The organism is Micromonospora sp. DT68 (assembly GCF_049847245.1).
GTDB lineage: Bacteria > Actinomycetota > Actinomycetes > Mycobacteriales > Micromonosporaceae > Micromonospora > Micromonospora profundi.
On the sequence record NZ_JBNCNZ010000002.1, the window covers coordinates 1 to 18941 of the forward strand.

Below are 18941 nucleotides of genomic sequence, written 5' to 3' on the forward strand. Positions count from 1 at the left end.
GTGCCACCCCGATCGTGCAGGCCATCCTCGTCCTCCAAGCCGCCGAGGAGGCCCGCTACCCACGATGAAAATGGCTCAATCTGTCGACGTCTGCGATCATCCAGCCGCCCTACGCGGCGCGACCTGCACTGCCGCCGTCATACCGTTGATCGTCACGAAGGTCTGCTGACCGTGCAAGCTCGCCGAATGGCCGTGCAAGAGGGGCCTCAGCCACCGCAAGGTGACGCCCAGCCTGGTGCTTCTGGTGATTGCTCGGAGCCATCTGCGCTCCTTCGGCTGGAAGGGGGCAGCGGGCTATGACGGCTGCCAGCCCGCGTCGACCGCATCCTGAAGCCGCTTACTGAACACGGCATGCGCCTGCCGGTACTCGTTCTCCCGATCTGCCTTGTAAAACGGCGCCGTATACCCGTCCGGAACCGAATTCCGTTCCGGATCATCTAGGTACGCCGTCAACTCCTCGAAGTTTTCCTTCTTTTGGCGTATGCCGAAGACGCGGTAATTCGCCGCGATTCTCCTACCCTCTGCATCAAAAAATATGGCGTCTTCATAGTCAGCAAGCACCGGGTAGCGCGATCTGTAGATAGCGATCAGCTCATCCGCAGATATACCGAGCCATACGGCAACAATGGCGTCGATTTCCACTAGGGCAGCGCGTCGGTCTCGGTCGCTCCGGAGCGGTGTAGACCAGGTCCAACTAGGACCAATCTCTCCGAGCCCGTCTTGACCGGGCACAGAGGCGGTCCACCTCTCAGAGACCTTCCAACGGGGATCATATAGATCACCCCAAAGGTCGCTGTACACATTTGAGAGGCAGTTCAGCCTGAGGGTCCGCAACAGCAAAGCCGGCGCAAGCGGATGCTCGGGTTCGGGCACAGGGAGCGCATTGGCCTCGGCTACGTGAAGGTCCGACCTTCCCGCGATCCTCAACAAGTAGTCAACTGGAAGCGCCGCCCAGTAGCCTGCGACCAGCACGGTATTCAGCCGATCTGGAAGAGCCATGGAGTAGACGGTGTTGACGTGTGAGGGACCAGGAGGCAGAAGCGCTGGAAACAGGCTGCGCTCCGTATCAAAAGGGATCATTCTGCGCCACGCAACTCTGAAGAACTCCGTATATGGAATTCGAGACTTGTGGATAAGATACTGATCGATCTCGTCTTGATTCGGTTCCCGGCCAAGCACTACCAGCAGCTTTTCACGAGCCACATCCTTGTCCGCTGCAGACAGGCGCAGGGCGGCGAGCCTAGAATGGTCCAGCCAAACGTCTTGCGCCTGCCGGAAGGCGGCGGCATCTGCCGCTCTTCGAAGGTTAGTTCGAGGTACGAGGTCCGCCTCAATGGCAGTCAAGTCCCACGGGTCGTAATCGCGGTTCAGCCGGCACGGAATTCGTGGACATTTCGCGATTGGGTTCGCGATGCCAAACAAAGGGCCCTGATAGATCACCTCGGACCATGCCGAGGGATCAAACGTTTCCCATCGAATCAAACCAGCCTTCGTATCGTTCGCCTCATGGAGGCCAGGAGTGATCTGCGGGTTTCTCGAGTTCAATCGATGCTTGAACCTCGCGATCGCTCGAATCGCGCGTTGCTCCTCCAAGCTCACCGGATACAGTAGCTTAGCTTCTTCCACAGAAGAGGCATCATCTATACCACTAATATTCTGCCACTCGCTTAGCACGCCCCGGTCAACACTAACCAACCGCGACCGATGGGGCCGCCTATCCCAGACACCACCGAAGCGAATACTGGGCACCTCCCCGATACCGTTGTGAGAAAATGATTCGGTGAGAGTGACCGGATCGAAGAGCCAACTCGCGTTCGTGAACGCTACCTCCGACTCACTGCCATAGACATGGATGCCAAACTGCCGCGTCCATTCGATCTCGGGAAAAAGTAGACGACGGTTAGAGAAGTGTGCATGCAGCCGCAAACGTCGATAGGTCGACCTACGGAGCGAACCTTCTTTGGTTCCGGCCAAATGACTGTCAGGGTGCACCAAGGCAGCAACGCCCTCGACAGCCGAGAATCTCCAACATCCGATCATGAAGGCTCGGTAGAGGTTGGGTTGCGTTCCAGCAAGTAGAGGGTACTCCGATGACGAGCCAAGAAAAGCAGCAGTCGCCACCTGGCTAGCTGCCTCCGTCAGCGCGTACCACAACGTACGTGATGCTTCGAGCATCTCGGTCCTCCGGCGACGCCACTCGACCGCCGGAGGCTTCTCGACGAGGGAAAACCAAGGCTCGACCTCCGCTAGAACACCAGCCTCGTCTTTGCGAGGACGCACCCAGGGCGGGTTGCCGACTTGGAGGTCAAAACCACCCTTGTTGAATGCTTGAACAAAGGTGAGTTCCCATTGGAAGAAGCCCTGCTGCTCGGCGATCTGGTCGGCGGCGAGGAGCCACGGGAAGCGATCGGAGAGCGTCCACGGCGAGTCCACGCCGATCACGCCATCGAGCTTGCGCTCGAAGTCGCTCATCTCGCTGAGGCTCGTGAACGTCCGACCGTAGAACCTCTCGGTGCTCTCGTCCAGGTCGCTCCGGCCGATGAGCGCTTCTGCGAAGGTCAGCCAGTCGTCCAAGTTGGACAGCGGCACCTGCTGGCGGAGCTGTTCCGCCACCGTCATCCGCCGGGTGCCGCCGGTCGGCTTGGTCGGCAGCTTCATCTGCTGCGGCTGCACGTTCCCGAAGATGTCCGGCGTCTCGTAGACTACCGCTTCCTCGTACGCCGGCTCGTCCTTGATGTGTGAGACCTGGACGGGCGCGGCCGGGTATGCCGGGTCGGAGCCGTCGAGCAGCCCGACCTTGTCCAGCGGCCAGAACCACAGCGCGCACCACACGTCCATCAGCGTCTTGAGCCGCCAGTACGGCGTGCCCGGCGCGGTCAGGTCGGCAAGGATTTCCTCCCGAGGCACCGCCTCCGTGACCTGCGGCAGATCCTCAGCGCCCCAGACAGGAATGTCGCGGCGGATCTCCCGCTCGGAAATGTCGAGGCGCTGCTGCACCAGCCCCCAGAGGAACTCGACCCGCCGAGCGAGCGCCTGCAAGCGCTGGACCTGCGAGTTTTTCCCCTTGGCCGATGGCGTCCGCTTCATCGCCGTACGCCAGGCTTTCAGACGGGCGGTCTCTTCCGGCGCCAGCTCGCGGGCCTCCTTCTCCCCCGCGACCGCGCCCCACCCGTCGGCGGGGAGCAGGAAGTGGTGGATGGTGCCTTCGTCGATCGGCCCGTCCCGGAAGGGCTGCTCCTTCGGCGCGGTGGTCAGCCACGACTTGTCGGCGAGCTGCTTCGGGCCGTAGGTCTTGCGGCCGGCGCCGATGAGCGAGTTACCGCGTTGCAGGTGCAGGCCGAACCAGGGTGCCTGGAGGCCGGCGTGCATGACGTTGAGCCAGAGCGACACCTCGGCCAGCTCGACGGCCGTGCGGTTGAGGTCGACGCCGTAGCTGTTGTGCAGCGCGACGTACGCCTTCACCCGCTGGAGTTCGAGGTGGTAGTCCTCGGGATCGAGGGTGGTGTCGAGTTCCTTCTGGCGGCGGCGTAGATATTCGGCGGCGACCTGGTTGATCGCCTCGTTGAGGAACGCGCCGGAGCCGAGCGCCGGCTCGCAGATCGTCCAGTCCAGCAGCTCACGGGCCGGGGTGACCGTGTCGTCCTGGTCGAGCCGGTACTTCAGCGCTAGCTGGACGGTGACCTCGGTCAACGACTGCGGGGTGTAGTAGGAGGCGCTGGTCTGCCGGTCGCGGCCGGCGAGCCGGTAGACGAACTGGCCGGGCTGGTAGCTGACCCGGCTACGGACGCCGGTGTACGGGTCCTCCTTGTAGACGAAGACACCGTCGTCGTACTCGTCGACCTTGGAGGCCGGGATCATCCACGAGCCGTCCTTCGGGTCGCCGTTCTTGGCGACCTCGTAGAGCTGCTCGGTGGCGACGAACCCGGTGTAGGACATCAGGCCCTCGTAGACCGCGCCGAGCTGGTTGATGCCGAGCTGGGCGTACGAGATGAAGCCGCCGCGGCGCTTCTTGCCGCCCTTGGTGAGCATCAGCCGGCGCAGCACCTCGTAGAGGACCTTGTTGCGCAGCCGGGTGTCGATCTTCGGGGCATCGTCGTCGTCCATGTCGTCGCTGCCCGGCTCGGCGATCAGCCGACCGATGAGCTTCGTCTTCTCGGGCAGGAACAGGTCGGAGCGCATCGGCTCGAAGCGAAGACCCTCCCCCTCGCTGGCCTTCTCCTCGACGTCCGCGCCGCCGCGTGGTCGGTGCCCCTCGTTGACCATGCGGAAGAGCAGGTCGAGCGACTCGTACAGGTGGGTGCCGTCCTCGGCGGACGGGGCGAGGCGGCGGGAGACGAGGTCACCGAGGCGGGCGAGGCTGTAGCCCTCGGCGTACTGGGGGTCGTTGACCGGCAGCACGCCGAGTTCGGGGCGGGCCTCGGCGTAGAGCAGGAACAGGATTCGGTAGAGGTAGCGCAGCGACTCCCGGCCCAGCTCCTTGGCCAACTCGTCGAGGTCCATCACCTGCTGCGGTTGGTAGCCGGCCCGCCGAATCTGGTCCAGGACCTCGTTGGCGATGAGTTCGACGGAGACCTTCAGGCCCTCGCGGAGTTCGCTGGAGACACCGATGGCGTGTTGGCGGGAGCCGGCGACCAGGTCGGCGAGGGGTTCGGTGCCGCCTTCGGCGGGTGGGCGCAGCGAGTCGGCGCCGAAGAGCGCGGCGACGACGTCGAGTTCCTTGTCGTCGTTGCGGGCGTACGCGGTGTCGAGGCTGACGGCCAGGTAGCGGCCCTCACCCCAGACGGTGCGGTCGGCGAGGGTGATCACGCCACCGCTGAGGATCAGCACGTAGCGGGGCTTCGGGGTGTCGGCGGCGAAGAGCAGCGAGGCGAGCTTGGCGCCCGTCTCGATGGTCTCGGTGCTCGACAGGGTGAGCGGGTCGAGCAGGCGGCCGGCGTCGTCCGGGTCCTGTGCTGCCTCGGTGTCGACGGCCCAACCGCAGTCCAACGCGACGATGCCGTGCGCGGTGGTCAGCTCGGCGTGGGCGACGCTGACCTCGTACTCCTGGCCGGCCCGCTCGACGGTGATGGTCTGCGGCTGCGGGTCGAACCCGAGCGCCCGCAGCACGTCCTGGTGCTGCTTGCGCAGCCGCTCGGGGTCGAAGAAGTCGACGTCGGTCAGCTCGGTCTTGGCGTCGAAGTACTGCCGGCGCATGCCGCGCAGCCCGGCGCGCGGCGTGACCCGGTTGGCCTTCTCCTGCTCCGTCCACTGCTTGAGCAGACCGCCCTTGAGGGTGGTGGGCAGGATCTCGGCGAGGTAGTGCGCGGAGAGATACTCGCCGCGGTTGGTCAGCGACTCGAAACTCATGCGGCACTCTCCTGCGACGGTACGAGGACGGCGAGCACCCGCAGCAGCGGGTCGCCGTCGGTTTCCAAGCGGTCGAGCAGGTCGTGCTGCTCCTGGACGGTGGCGTCGACGCGTTGGCGTCGCTTTTCCCGATGCGCGCCGGGCAGCTCATCGAAGAGGCTCGCCTGTTGGAAGGCGCTCAGCTGCTCGCGATATTTGCGCAGCGGCTCGGCGTTGGCCTCGGCCCACTCCGCGCGCTTGCCCTCCAGATACTGCCGGGCAACCGCGACAGCCCTCGGCAGCAGCGCCTTCAGCGGGTCGATCGCGATGGCCTCGGCGCGGTTGACCATGGCCGGGCCGACGTTGGCCTCCCGCAGCACCTCGTCCATGGGTCGGATCGTCGGCGACGCGGGCAGGTCGGAGACGGCCATCCACTGGACGACCGTGGGTTGGCCGAGACGGTTGGCGTAGACGCCCTGGATCAGGAACGTCGGCGCGGCCACGTCGGCGGTGAGCACCGGGGCCTGCTGGCGGCCGAGCCGGATCAGCACCTTGTCGACCAGCCAGTCGACCATCGGGTGCACGTCACTGAGGAAGGCGATGTCGGGCCACATCGGGGTCTTGCTCTGCCGGGCCTGGTCGAGCTTGCGCTGGGCGAGAGCGCGGTCGAAGGTGACCTTGAGTCGCAGGTCCTCGCCCTCCCGGTGGGCCCGCAGATACGTGCGGGGCAGGTCGGTGAGCCGGTGCACCAGGTCGTCGGGGGCGAGGAAGGTCAGCAGCTCGTCCTCGCGGCGCAGGTCGATGTGATCCTCGGGCCGATCCTCGTAGATCTCGTAGAGAGCGGCGTCGACGAAGTCCTGCGTGGAACCGAAGAGCTTCGGCACCCGAGCGCGCGGCACATCATCCGTGACCGGTGCGGTGCCGACGTCGCCGAAGAGGTCGGCCATCACGTCCACCTCGGCGTAGGCGGCCTCGTAGGACTCGTCCACCGACTTGCCGGCGAGCAGGTCCCGGACCAGCCGGTCCTCCTCGGCCTTGGCGTCGTACTGGCCCGTCACAGCCTCGACGCTGCCGAGGCTGCGGTGGGCGGTCTCCTCCCGGTTGAGCAGCTTCTCGGCGACCGTCCGGTCGTCCTTGGCGTCCTCCCGGTCGGAGGTGAGGATGAGCGCGCGGAACTGCGGCTGGTGCTTCTGCCCGTAGCGGTCGATGCGGCCGTTGCGCTGCTCGATGCGGATCAGGCTCCACGGGATGTCGTAGTGGATCAGGTGGTGGCACTGCTGGTGCAGGTTGACGCCCTCGGAGGCGACGTCGCCGGTGAAGAGCAGCCGGACGTCACTGCCGGCCAGCTCGAACTCCTGGAGAATCGTCTGCTCGTCCTTGTCGGCCACCCCGCCGTGCAGCACCCGGATCGCGTTCGGCTTGAGGCCGAGCAGCCCGGGGACGACCTCGGCGAGCCACTTGATGGTCGGCACCCGCTCGGAGAAGACCACGGCCCGGGTTGCGCTGTTCTTGCCGATGCCGATCTTCCTCAGCTCGTCGACCAGCCCCTTGAGCTTGCTGGAATCGCTGTCGGTCATCGCGGAGGTCAACTCCGCGAGCCGGTCCAGGGCCACCCGCTCGGTGCCGGTGGCCTTCTTGCGCCGGTTGGTCACCGTCTCGTGCAGCGCACGGTGCGAGGACAGAAACGACTTCAACAGGGTGTACGGGAAGAGCCGGTGCTGCCCGGTGATCGCTTCGTCGGTCCATTTGCCAGCCAGCCACACGTCGGTCAGCTCGTCGAAGATCTGCTCCTCGATCGGAGTCGCCGTGCAGTGCAGGGCCTCAGACGGGCCGCGGTCGGCCCAGCGGTCGCCGATCTGGTCGCGTACCTCCGGGCTGATCTTCGTGCGACGCAGGTATAGGTGCGCGATGTCGCTGGCCTGGTAGTCCTTCTCGTTGGCGATCGCCGCCGGGTCGAGCAGCGAGATCAGCTGCGCGAAGGACTCCTTGTCGCCGTTGTGCGGGGTGGCGCTGGCCAGCAGCAACGCGTCGGTCTTCGCTGCCAGGCGGCGGGCCAGCTCGTTGCGCTGGGTGCCCTTGTTGATCAGGTTGTGCGACTCGTCGATGACGACGGCATCCCAGGTCGTGGCGTCGAGGTGATGGCCGAACTGGCCGGCGTCCTTCAGGGTGTCGACCGAGATGATGGCCCGCTTGAAGTAGGTGAACGGGTTACGCCCGGCGGGGATCTCCTGCTGGATGCGCTGAATGCCCGTCGAGTCGAGCCGGACCAACGGGATCGCGAACCTGGTCCAGAGTTCGCGCTGGAACTGTTCGAGGACCTGCTGCGGCGAGACCACCAGAATGCGGTCACCTCGGCCCCGACGGATCAGCTCGGCCAGGATCAGCCCGATCTCCAGGGTCTTGCCCAGGCCGACGACGTCGGCGAGCAGGATCCGCGGCCGCAACCCGGACAGGGCCAGCTCTACGGGCCGCTGCTGGTAGGTCAGCGGATCGAGGAGGAACCGGTCTGCGAGGGCCAACCCGCGCTCCGTGCGTGGCAGTGGAGTACGCCGTAGCACGGCCTCCAGGAAGAGGCGGCTCTGCCGGAACCGCGACGAGGTGTCCTGGACGAGTTCCGTCTCCTCAGGCACCAGCGGCGTGATGTCTTCAAGCTTGGTAAAGAAGGTCGCCTCGACGTCCTGCACGAACTCGGATACGCCTACCGCCTTCACCATCGTGCCGTCCGCGGTGCCGGTCTTGACGCTGCGGATCAACCATTCCTCGTCGCGAACGACGATGCGGGAGCCCGGAGCGAAGGTCGCGGCCTGGGTGGTGGTCATCGGTGGTGCCTTCCTACAGGGTGGAGCGGCGGGCGTACTGGCGGCGCATCTTGTCGACGAGCCACGTCACATCGGCTCGCGCCCTGGGCCGTTTGCCGTCGACCTTCGTGGGTGCCGTCTGCGGCACCGGGACCGTGTCCGGCTCGATGACCGGCGTGCTCTCCGGGTCCTGCCGCGGATCCTCCAGGTCCGGCGGGACCAGCAACTCGGTGTCCCCGTCGTAGGTGAGCGCCGCCACCTCCTGCCGCAGGGCGTGGACGCTCTTGCCGCTGGCAGCCGTAGCAACCGCAAGCAGCCAGCCCCGTACGTCGGTCAGTCCGGGTCGGGCCGTGGGGTCGAAGGCGAGCATCGTGCCGAGCAACTGCACCAGCTCGGCGGGCACGCCGGACAGGTCGGGAAGGTCGCTCGGCTCGCTGATGCGCAGGAGCAGATTCCAGGAGTTGGACTGGGGGTAGAGCCCGTGGCCGGTGAGAGCGAAGACCAGCGTCGCGGCGAGCGCATAGATGTCGACAGCAGGCGTGAGTTCCCGTTTGCCCTTGACCTGCTCGGGCGACATGTAGGCGGGAGTGCCGACCATCGCGCCGGGCTCGGTCAGGTAGTCGTCCCGCTCGATCAGCACCGCCAGCCCGAAATCGATCAGCTTGGGTCCGTCGGGGCCGAGGATGATGTTCTGCGGCTTGAGGTCACGGTGCAAAAGCTTGACCTGGTGCACCTTGGCGAGACCTTCGGCGAGCATCGCCCCGGCCATTGCGGCCAGCGGAAGCGGAAGTGGCCCCCGCGCGTCGACGTGCTGACGCAGCGTGGCGCCGGGGACATACTCAACGGCAAGCCAGGCCGGATTCGCGTACGGGTCGGCGTCCTCCAGACGGGCCACCCGCGAGCCGAAGACGAGCTTGAGGCTGTCGACCTCGGCGGCGAACCGCTCGCGCACCGTCGGCGCCTCGATGAGGTGCCGCTTGATCACCTTGACGGCGACCCGCTCGGCGGTCGGCGACACCGCGAAGAACACGTCGCCCATGCCACCTGAGCCGAGCGGCCTGACCAACTCGTAGCCGCCAATTCTGCCCAGCGTCATACGTCCCCCTCACGATGACACCACCCAAGCTGCTTGTCTGCCTATCAGCTCGACGCTTGGCGGACGCATGACCGTACAACGTTAGACTTTCAACGAGGAAGTGTCCGACTGGCGGGTTCCGGCACGGCTATTGAATCCATACTTCTGTGCCTCGATGCCTGACTCGGCCCGTGAGGTCTCCGTCCCTGGTGACGGGCCCGCGCAGCTGGACGCGCTCCTGGCCGCAACTTTTCCCTTATTTCGGTGAGAGGCTGCGCCGCTGTCCGATTTCTGACGACGAATGGCGCGTAACGCCGGCACCCGGGCACGGCATGGTCTCGTACGACCCGCAGGGCGCGGCAGCTCGTCAGCTGTTCCAGAACATCAACTCGCGTGCCTGCCGCGAACAATCCGTCAGCTCCGGCACGCCCCGGGAGGGGACGACGTAGTTACGTGCGCGGATTAGTGCGAGGAAGTCCTCGGGCACTGCGATGCGATGACGCCGCACGTAGTAAGCGAGGTCCTTCCGCCACAGCCAGTCACCGTCGGTCAGGACGGTAGGGCCGTTCATCACCTGCCGGGTCGAGTCGAAGGCGTCGTCGGCGACGTCCATCACGTCGATGAGGACATGACCCGAATTGAGATAGGTGACCACCTGGGCGGCATCGGGCAACTCCTCGTCGATGACGCTGTCGAAGATGCTCTGCTGCGGCTCGACGGAGCGGACCGGTCCGAATTCACGGAACATCCCCGCCGCCTTCAGCTGACCGCCGCTCATCAACGCCCACCGTTCGGATAGAAGATCTTCCACTCCCCGCCGCCCCGGATCATCGGGGTCTGCCCCACGGGACCATACCTGTCGACACCGACAGCGTCCGTCGGTGCCGTAACCGGCACCCCGAGGGCGTCGGCGACCTGTTGCGCCGCTGGTGGCACGGCGACATCGGGAGCAACGGCACCCGTGTGACAGGACACCAGTCGCACCGGGCCACCGTCGTAGTGCGGGTTGGCGCGAACGGCGTCGGCGATCTGCTGTGGGTGGGTGAGGTTCGCGGGGTGGTCGGCACCGTCAGCGCCCACGAGGCCAGGCCGGAACAGACCATCGGGTAGGCCGTGCACGACCACGTCGTGATGGCCGGGGATCGGCGCCACGGAGTCGAAGTTGCGCATCGTGGCGCTGTCGTAGCCGATGGCGGTGCTGTTCGGGCGGTGGTAGACGGGATCGCCAGCAGGGAGGTGCGCGTCCGACGGCGGCGGTGTCTGCGGATGTGCTGAAGGATCCTCCCAGTCCGACCGACGCCCCATCGAATCCAGGTCTGGCTCTCCCCAGGTGTCAGAACGCCTGGAGGTGGGGCCGGTCGCCGGGTTGACCGGGTCGGCGCGGGCCGCTCGCCGCAACAGTTCATTCAGGTCGTCGATCAGGTCGCCCAAGCGCCGGAGCAGTGGTGTCAGCCGACGCAGACTGCTGATCAGCGCGCTGATCAGCTTGCCGATTCGCGCCGCCCACTTGGCCACCAGACTGCTCACCTGGGAGATCACCAGCGGCGTCGCCACGCCCAGTGTTGCGCCCGCCTCGGCCAGCCAGAGTGGCAGCCTGACCGCCAACACCGACACGAAGTCCGCGATCAGGTCCCGAACCAACTCGCGGACCAGCGCCACCAGCAGCCCGGCACCCTCCACCAGAGAAGCGATGCCGCCGGCAGCCCGCGCGATGCCCTCCATCGCCCGTACCTGGCCCGACATGTGCGCCCGGTAGGCCTGCGCCGATGCGCCAGCCCACTCGGCGAGCTGCGATGAGGTCGCCGCCTGCAAGTCAGCCACCGCATCGGTGCTCTGCTTCGCAACGTTGCGCCAGGTCGACGCGTACGCGTGGATTTGGTCTGGGTCGCCGGCCAGCCAGTCCAGCGCGTCCGACAGCGGCTTGACGTGTTCGAGTAACCAGCCGACACCCCAGCTGACCAACGAGCCGAGCGGGTCCAGCACCGTGGCCAGCGCGTCCATCGACGTGGCGACACCACCGATCGTGGAGTCGATCCAGCTGCCCGACTCGATACCCGACACAGTGTCGGCGACGTCCTCGACCAACCCGAGGCCGGTGTACCACCGGGTTGAATCGTGCCGCGCTGCCACGAGTGGGTTGGCCACCACGTCAGTCACAACGGCAACTCCAGCCGGCCTGCGCTGCCGGAGAGTCGTCGCGCGTTCCCCGCGTCTGTCGCTTCGGTCGCGGCAGCAGCCGCCCGCAGGTTGGCTGCCGCCTCACGCAGTGCCGTAGCGGACTCTCCCAGCGCTGCCACCGCCTTGTCCGCCACCGGGGCGATCAACCGAGGCAGAAACCCACAAACCTGCCCGTACGCCTCCGCGCCCATCTGCACATACGCTGCCGCCCCACGAGCGGTTTCCATCTTGTCGGCGGTGTCGTCGACGGTCGCGGCGTGCCGAATCACCGCCGCCACCGACATGTGCATCTCAGCGTCACCAGCCATTTCTGGCGTCCCGCTCCCACCGATCAGGCTGCTCATCAGCGGGTTTGGGGAACCGCCTGGCGAAGGTGTCGGTGACTGCCCGCCCGGTCTCCGAGTCGGTGCCCACGGTGTCGTGCACCGCAATGCTCACCTGCTCGATCAACCCGGCCTGTGCACGGGCAATCGTGGTCATGATGGTTCGGGCAAGTTCGGAGCCGGTTATCCGCTGGACGCGGTTGTCCAACTGGAGGTCCGTCACCGCCCCCGAGGCGGCGACCGTCACGCGCACCGCACCGTCCGCGCCGACCGCCGACGCCGTGATGGTCGCGACCCGCTCCGACAGCTCAGCGGCGGCCTGGGCTCGTGTTGACAGCTCGGCTGTCCAGGAATGCAGCAATTCCTGTGCCGCGTCCGGATCTCGACCCAGCACTCTCGTAACCTCCCCCGTTACGCATCTCGGACCGCGATCGTTCGACGGACGCCGAGCCCTCTACTGTGCACCAAGATCGCGGTCGACGGCGCCCCGCAGTTATCCGGGCAGGGCTGGGGGATCAATCAGAGATGCCGAACGACGACTTAGAACACCGGGATCACGCATGACGCGCGGTGCGCAGCAGAGGCGGAGCCCTATCGGCTGTCACCGTCTGGCAACACGGCTCCCCGCGCCAAACCGTCAGCGGTGAGCTGTATCAGCTCGGCCCCCAGCGCCATCGTCTCCCGCACTGCCGCCTCGAACGCCTCCAGCCGCCGGAACGCCGCACCGTACGCCTGCTGCTCGTCGAGCGGCAGCCGCCGCACCTGCGCCCGCCGGATGTCGAACCGCATAGTGCCCGACAGGCTCGACGACTGCTTCTCGTTGGCGGACGTGCGGAGCTGACCGGCCAGGAACCACGGATCCAACGCCGTCGGATTTGGCCGCAGCAGGTACAGGTTGCGCCCCAACAGCGCTCCTTCGGCGGTCACCACCCGGGCGGTGAGCTGCCGCGCGATCATCGGCACCACCACGTCCCCCACGGCGAGGGGAATCTCCTGCCCGATCCGGTCGTCCACCCGCCCGGAGGCCTCCACTCCGGCGAGCACGTCCTGCACGGTGAGCACCGAAGGCCCGTCAGGGGCGGGTGTCGACGTGCCGGCGCGGACCGGGCCGATCAGTTGAAGCGCGCCGGTCTTCGCCAGCTCCCCCACGGTGAGGAATGAGCCCTCCGGCCCGCTGGGCGCGGGCGTGACGTGCGGCAGCAGCGCTGGCAGCTCGCCCACGATGGCGGCCAGCCGCTCTCTGGTGCGTACCAGATGCTCGCCAGAAGCCTCGCCCACGACGGCGGGTTGCCGGCGCGCGGGGGTGAGGTCGACCTCCTCGTCGAGCAGCTCGATGACGGGGACCGCGCGGGCGAACCCGGCCTCCTCCACGTCGCCGTCCGGGGCCGCCGCGAAGGCCCGCCACGCGGCCAGCACACGCGGCGCGGTGTCGGTCAGGTCGCCGCCTGCGGCGTCGATCAACAGCGCCCGCGCCGGTGGCGGCGCGTCCGTCGCGGCGCGTCGCAGCACCCACAGATGCAGGGGTACGCCGTGCGGCGCCGCCACACCCGGTGGGAGCGCGATGACGGCGCGCAGGTGGCCGCGGCGCAGTAGCTCGCCGCGGATCCGTTTGCCGGCGCGGCGGCTGGCGACGGTGGGTGGCATCAGCAGAACCGCGTGTCCGCCGACCCGCAGGTGCGCGAGGGCGTGCTGTGCCCAGGCCAGCTCGGGTTCGGTGCGGGGTGTGGTACCCACGATCCAGCGGGGGTCGTGGCCCAGTTCCTCGTCACCCCAGTTGGTCGCGCCGAACGGTGGGTGGCAGACGACGGCGTCGACGGCGCGGCCGGCGAAGGCGTCGGCGCGCAGGGTGTCGCCGGCGCAGACCTCCCCGGGTACGTCGTGCAGTGCCAGCCACAGGCCGGCGAGTTTGGCCAGGTCCTGGTCGAGTTCCTGCCCGTAGACGGCGGTGCTGCCGGCGCGGACGGCGGCGCGCAGGATGGCACCGGACCCGGTGGCGGGGTCGAGCACCGAGCCGCCGCCGACGTTGGCGAGCCCGATCATCAGGTCGGCGAGGTCGTCGGGGGTGGCGAACGGGCGGCCTGGTCCTGGCGCGGAGAACCGTTGCCACAGCTCGTCGAACGCGCCCTGCGCGCCCAACTCGTCGGCGAGGGCGTCAACGTCGGACAGCAGGGGCGCGACCTGGGCGTCCGGGTGGCCGCTCCGGGAGCCGCGTTGGCGCGCCAGCAGGAACGCGCCGACGGCGGCGAGGCCGGCGGCCGGGGTGTCGCTGGCCGCGGCGAGGTGCCGCCAGAGCCGGTCGGCGGTGGCCATCTCGGGGAGCTTGCCCTGGGTGCGGAGCCACTGCTCGACCTGGATCAGGTCGAACTCGGGGCTCGCCGTCGTCCCGCCCACCGGGGCGGGGAAGTCGGAGTGCCGCTTACGCCAGTTGCTAACCGCGGCGCGACCAACGCCGGCGAGCCGGGCGATCTCCGCTGCCGTGATGGTCGGGTTCTCCTGCACCCCGAAAGTCTCGCACATCTGTCAAGCACGAGATTGTCTGTTGACACCGCTGTCGGACGATGCTCTTATTGACGCCGCAACGTTCACAACAGGAGGACAACGATGCGCAAGACCACGACTCTCGCTCTGATCGCCACCGGTCTCATCGCCCTGGGCTGCGGCTCTGGCGCCACCGACACGGCGAGCGACTCCAGCGGCGGCGACAAGGCGAGCAGCTCCACCGGCGCCGAAGGCGGCGCCAAGGCCGAGGACAAGCCGAAGACCGCGAAGATCGGCCAGCCGGCCCTCGACGGCAAGTTCGAGTTCACTGTCAAGTCGTCGAAGTGCGGTGTGAGCAAGGTCGGCAGCGACATGCTCGGCCAGAAGGCGCAGGGCCAGTTCTGCCTGGTCACGGTCAACGTCAAGAACATCGGCAAGGAAGCGCAGATGTTCGACGGCAGCAGCCAGAAGGCGTACGCGGCCGACGGCACCGAGTACTCCGCCGACACCGGTGCGGCGATATACGCCAACAAGAACGCCGAGACGTTCCTCAACGACATCAACCCCGGCAACCAGGTCAACGGCGTCGTCGTCTTCGACATCCCGAAGAACGTCAAGCTCACCAAGCTCGAGCTGCACGACTCGCCGTTCTCCGGCGGCGTCGACGTCACCCTCGGCTGATCACTTCCCGCGGCCCGACCCGGGGCGGGCAACTAACGCCCGCCCCGGCTGTTCACAGCAGGACTGTTCACACCGGGCGCACCATTACCGACCGGCATCCACTCGCCGTTGAGCCGACTGATTCACCGACGTCAGCTCCAAGCGTCTGACCGCCCGCCCCGCCCATTCCGGTCCGACCGGCCCCGGCTCGCGGACCTCCCCTATCTGTGGAGACGACAATGGCCCGTTCCCAGCCATATGACACGCCCGTCCGGACCAACCACCTCCACCGGGCTGTCCGCGCCGCCGGTGCGCTGCTCACCACCGCGCTGCTGACCACGACGCTCACCGGCTGCGGCGACGATAGGCAACGCTCCACCGCCACGCCGACGACCGCCTCCCCAAGCGCAGCCACCTCTGCCAGCGCGTCACCGACTCCGACTCCCCCGCCAGACCGTGACGGCGACGGCATCTCCGACTCCAGCGACACCTACCCCGACGACCCCAAGAACACCCCACAGCAACCTCCGGTCAGCCTTGAGTGCGACACCCGGAACGACTGGGATGCGCTGCTCACGGTGCGGCCCGGCAAGGATGGCCGGCCGGACTTCAGCGAGGTCTGGGCAGCGAAGCCGACGTCCTGTGACGCCCAAGCGGAGATCTATCCCGTTACCGAAACCGAGAAGGCCGCGCTGAAGACGTCCAAGTACGACGACGGGACCATCACGACCCTGTACGAGATGTGCGCCGGCGTCGACCCAGAGGACGCGTACCTGGAGGCGAGCTTCGCCGCCAGCAGCGAGCAGATCCCGGAGATCAACGCGGCTCTCCTGCTCTGCCCCACCTACCCGTACGCGAAGAGGTGGCGCGAGGCGGTGAAGCGCGGACAGGTCGACGTGGATCTGGCGGCCCAAGGTCGGCTCTTCGGCGAAGGCACGTTCCGCGTCGGCAAGGAGATCAAGCCCGGCACGTACGTCACTACCGACGTCGACGGCTGCTACTGGGAGCGGCAGAACAGCTCCGGCGGCACCATCGACAACTACTTCACCAACAGCGCTCGCCGCGTGCAGGTGACCATCCGCTCGTCCGACTACGCCTTCAGCTCCGAGAACTGCGGCGAGTGGCGCCCGGCGCGCTGAGCCGAGGCAACCCACATCTACCGCTCATCCCGGGCGGACCGACGAGCCGTCGGTCTGCGGACACCACACGCCTGGAGACGTCATGACACAGCCTCCGTTGCCCACCACGCCACTGATCGAGCTGATCTTCGACCGGCTTGCCGCCGCTGACGGCGTATCGACCGAGACCGCCGAACTGGTCCTCGCCGCGCTCACCGGCGAGGAGGACCTGGCTGCCACCCTCGCCGGCACTCCCACCCGGCTCGCCTCCCGCTCCCCGGCCGGCGACGGTCCAACGGAACGGATCTGGTTGAAGTCGGTGACCGTTGCCGGGTTCCGCGGCGTCGGCCCGGAACGGACCCTCCACATCGACCCCGGTCCGGGCCTCACAGTGCTCGTGGGCCGCAACGGCTCCGGCAAGTCCAGTTTCGCCGAGGCCGTCGAACTCGCGCTGACCGGTGACAGCGCCCGCTGGGCCGACAGGACCAGCGTCTGGCGTACCGGCTGGCGCAACCTGCACAACCCGGACCCGTGCTGGGTGGGCGTGGAGCTGCGGGTCGACGGGGTGGCCACGCCGACCCGGGTGAACCGTGCCTGGCCCCTCAACGCCGAACTGGCCGGCGCCGAGGTGACAGTCACCAGCGCCCAGGGCCGGCACACCGACCTTGCCGAGCTGGGTCTGGCACGTCCACTGGAGCTGTACCGGCCGTTCCTCACCGCCGCCGAGCTGGGCAAGCTCGCCGCCGGCACGCAGAGCCAACTCTTCGACGCACTCTTCGCGATCCTCGGGCTGGACGCCCTCACCGAGGCCGACAGGCGTCTGCTGCGCGCCGCCCGGCCGCACGACACCACCATCAAGGAGGTACGCGCACAGCGTGCCGCCCTGGCCCAGGCGCTCGAAGAGGTGGCCGACGATCGGGCTCGGCGGGTCGGCGCGTTGTTGCGCGGTCGGGGCGCTGTCGACCTCGACGCGGTGTCGGCGATCCTCGACGAGCCGGACGAGGCGACCAGCGCCCAGACGGTCCTGCTCTGCCGGGAGCTCGCCGCCTTCGCCCCACCGCCGGTCGACGAGGTGATCCGCCTGGCCGGTCAGCTGCGGGACGCGGAGGCCGAGGCACGGCGGTACGACGGCGGTCGGTCCCGGGCCGCGCTCCGCAGCGCCGAACTGCTCCGTCTCGCCCTCGAACATCACGAGGACGAGGGCGACGGATCGTGCCCGGTGTGCGCCACCGGCACCCTCGACGGTGGGTGGCGCGCCGCTGCTGCGGAGGCGCTGACGGAGCTGCGGCAGCGCAGCGTCGCCGCCCAGACGGCGGCGAGCCGGCTCACGGCTCTGCTGCGGCAGACGCACCACCTGATCGACGACCTCGCAATGCCCGAGGGCCCGGGGACGGAGGCGTCGGTCGGGGCGCTGCGCGACGCTGTGGCCGCGCTGCGGCGCGTACCCGGGGATCCGGCTGACCTGGCCGACCACCTGGACGCGCGGTACCCGGTGGTGGTGGCTGCGGCCGACGCGGCCCGCGCGTACGCCGAGGGGTTTCTGCGGCAGCGCGACACCGGCTGGCGGGCGGTGGCGGCCGAGGTGCGCGAGTGGCTGACCGCCGCCGGCGAACTGCCGGCGCGGGAGGCGGGCCTGGCCCGGTTGAGGGCCGCACGCGCGTGGCTGACGGACGCCGGGGGAAAGATCCGCAACGAGCGGGTCGCGCCGTTCGCCGGGCACTCGCAGCGGATCTGGGCGCAACTGCGGCAGGAAAGCAACGTCGAGCTGGGGGCGATGACGCTCGAAGGCGCGAACACCCGACGGCGGGTGGTCTTTCCGGTCAGCGTTGACGGCGCCGACAACGGCACCGCGCTCGGAGTGATGAGCCAGGGCGAGATGCAGGCGCTCGGGCTGGCCACGTTCCTGCCGCGCAGCTGCGCGCCGGAGAGCCCGTTCCGGTTCATCGTTGTCGACGACCCGGTGCAGAGCATGGACCCGGCGAAGGTCGACGGCCTCGCCCGGGTCCTCGCCGAACTGGCCGAGCAGCGGCAGGTCATCGTCTTCACGCACGACACCCGCCTGCCCGACGCGGTCCGCCGCCTCGACGTGGGCAAGGCGCGGATCATCGAGGTGACCCGCGCGGAGCGGTCGGTGGTGACGTTGCGGCCCGGCTCCGATCCGGTGACCCGCTACCTGGAGGACGCGTACGCGCTGGCGCGCAACGACGAGATCACCGCCGAGGTACGCGGGCCGGTGGTAGCGGAACTGTGCCGCTCCGCGATCGAGGCGGCCTGCCACCGGACGGTCTGGCGGAACCGGGTGGCGCGCGGAACGCCGCACACCGACATCGAGAAGGCGATCGAGGACGCGTCCCGGCGGCTCGCCACCATCGTCGCCCTGGCGGTGTTCGATGACGCCGACAAGGGCGGGGACGTGCTCGGCTGGCTCGGCCGGCGGCACGGACGACGGGCCGTCGACGCGTACCAGGCATGTCGGGAGGGCGTGCACGGGGCGTACCTGGCGGACCTGCCCGGCCTGGCGACGGACGCCCGCTTCCTCGCGACGGTCCTGTCGTGACCCCGCCGACACCGCAGCGCTGCCTGGCGGCGGCCGACCAACTGCTGCGCGGGTCCGGTCTGCTCGGCGCCACAGCGGTAGGCGCGGGCTGGTGGCCGCGTGCCTGCGCCTGCCTGATCCGGCTCGCCCTCGAGGGCGGCATCGACGCCTACTGGCGGCAGGTGAAACCGGCCGTGGCGGCGTGCCGGCAGGGCCGCGCGAAGCAGTTGATGCTGCGCGGCCGGCTCGGGCCGGGCGTCGAAACCGCCCGGCGGGTGGCGTTCGCCTGGGCGACGCTGTCCGCCGCCACACATCATCACTGCTACGAGCTGGCACTCACTGCGGCTGAGCTGCGACGGCTGCACACCGAGGTGAGCACGCTGCTCGCACAACTCCAGCCGAACGCCAGCGGGCGGCGGTAACCGCACATAGCCACGGTGACCCGACCAT

At 68.2% G+C, this 18941-nt stretch carries 12 protein-coding genes; 4 read left to right on the top strand and 8 right to left on the bottom strand.

Going from position 1 to position 18941, the window contains the following annotated elements:
* Positions 1-294: 294 nt before the first annotated feature.
* From ACPXB1_RS03295 to ACPXB1_RS03330, 8 genes are all read right to left on the bottom strand, one after another.
* Positions 295-5346 carry an Eco57I restriction-modification methylase domain-containing protein gene (locus tag ACPXB1_RS03295; protein WP_425734775.1) on the bottom strand — a complete coding sequence of 1684 codons (5052 nt, stop codon included), beginning with the start codon at positions 5344-5346 and terminating at the stop codon, positions 295-297.
* Positions 5343-8144, bottom strand: coding sequence for a helicase-related protein (locus ACPXB1_RS03300; RefSeq protein WP_425734776.1), 2802 nt, complete (start codon positions 8142-8144; stop codon positions 5343-5345). The genes ACPXB1_RS03295 and ACPXB1_RS03300 overlap by 4 nt, the downstream gene beginning before the upstream one ends.
* Before the next feature lie 13 nt (positions 8145-8157).
* Complete coding sequence (locus tag ACPXB1_RS03305; RefSeq protein ID WP_425734777.1) at positions 8158-9219, bottom strand: serine/threonine-protein kinase; 1062 nt, start codon at positions 9217-9219, stop codon at positions 8158-8160.
* 346 nt (positions 9220-9565) lie between these two features.
* Positions 9566-9976, bottom strand: a complete 411-nt coding sequence (locus tag ACPXB1_RS03310) for a hypothetical protein (protein WP_425734778.1) — start codon at positions 9974-9976, stop codon at positions 9566-9568.
* Positions 9976-11355 carry a WXG100 family type VII secretion target gene (locus ACPXB1_RS03315; protein WP_425734779.1) on the bottom strand — a complete coding sequence of 460 codons (1380 nt, stop codon included), beginning with the start codon at positions 11353-11355 and terminating at the stop codon, positions 9976-9978. Before ACPXB1_RS03315 ends, ACPXB1_RS03310 begins: the two co-directional genes overlap by 1 nt.
* Complete coding sequence (locus ACPXB1_RS03320) at positions 11352-11684, bottom strand: type VII secretion target (protein WP_425734780.1); 333 nt, start codon at positions 11682-11684, stop codon at positions 11352-11354. Before ACPXB1_RS03320 ends, ACPXB1_RS03315 begins: the two co-directional genes overlap by 4 nt.
* The gene (locus ACPXB1_RS03325; RefSeq protein WP_425734781.1) at positions 11674-12093 is read right to left on the bottom strand and encodes a YbaB/EbfC family nucleoid-associated protein; all 420 of its coding nucleotides are present in this window, start codon (positions 12091-12093) and stop codon (positions 11674-11676) included. The genes ACPXB1_RS03320 and ACPXB1_RS03325 overlap by 11 nt, the downstream gene beginning before the upstream one ends.
* A gap of 197 nt (positions 12094-12290) precedes the next feature.
* Complete coding sequence (locus ACPXB1_RS03330) at positions 12291-14198, bottom strand: N-6 DNA methylase (protein ID WP_425734782.1); 1908 nt, start codon at positions 14196-14198, stop codon at positions 12291-12293.
* A 102-nt stretch (positions 14199-14300) separates the two neighbouring features.
* Between ACPXB1_RS03330 and ACPXB1_RS03335 the strand changes: the two genes are divergently transcribed.
* The 4 genes from ACPXB1_RS03335 to ACPXB1_RS03350 all read left to right on the top strand — a co-directional run bounded on the left by ACPXB1_RS03335 (position 14301) and on the right by ACPXB1_RS03350 (position 18913).
* Complete coding sequence (locus tag ACPXB1_RS03335; protein ID WP_425734783.1) at positions 14301-14858, top strand: DUF4352 domain-containing protein; 558 nt, start codon at positions 14301-14303, stop codon at positions 14856-14858.
* 218 nt (positions 14859-15076) lie between these two features.
* A complete protein-coding gene (locus ACPXB1_RS03340) occupies positions 15077-15976 on the top strand; it encodes a hypothetical protein (protein WP_306271768.1) in 900 nt (299 codons plus the stop codon).
* A gap of 82 nt (positions 15977-16058) precedes the next feature.
* Positions 16059-18512: an AAA family ATPase gene (locus ACPXB1_RS03345; protein ID WP_425734784.1), complete on the top strand. Its 2454-nt coding sequence runs from the start codon at positions 16059-16061 to the stop codon at positions 18510-18512.
* Positions 18509-18913 (top strand): hypothetical protein, encoded by a 405-nt coding sequence (locus ACPXB1_RS03350; protein WP_306271770.1) that lies wholly within the window; start codon positions 18509-18511, stop codon positions 18911-18913. Before ACPXB1_RS03345 ends, ACPXB1_RS03350 begins: the two co-directional genes overlap by 4 nt.
* Positions 18914-18941 lie beyond the last annotated feature (28 nt).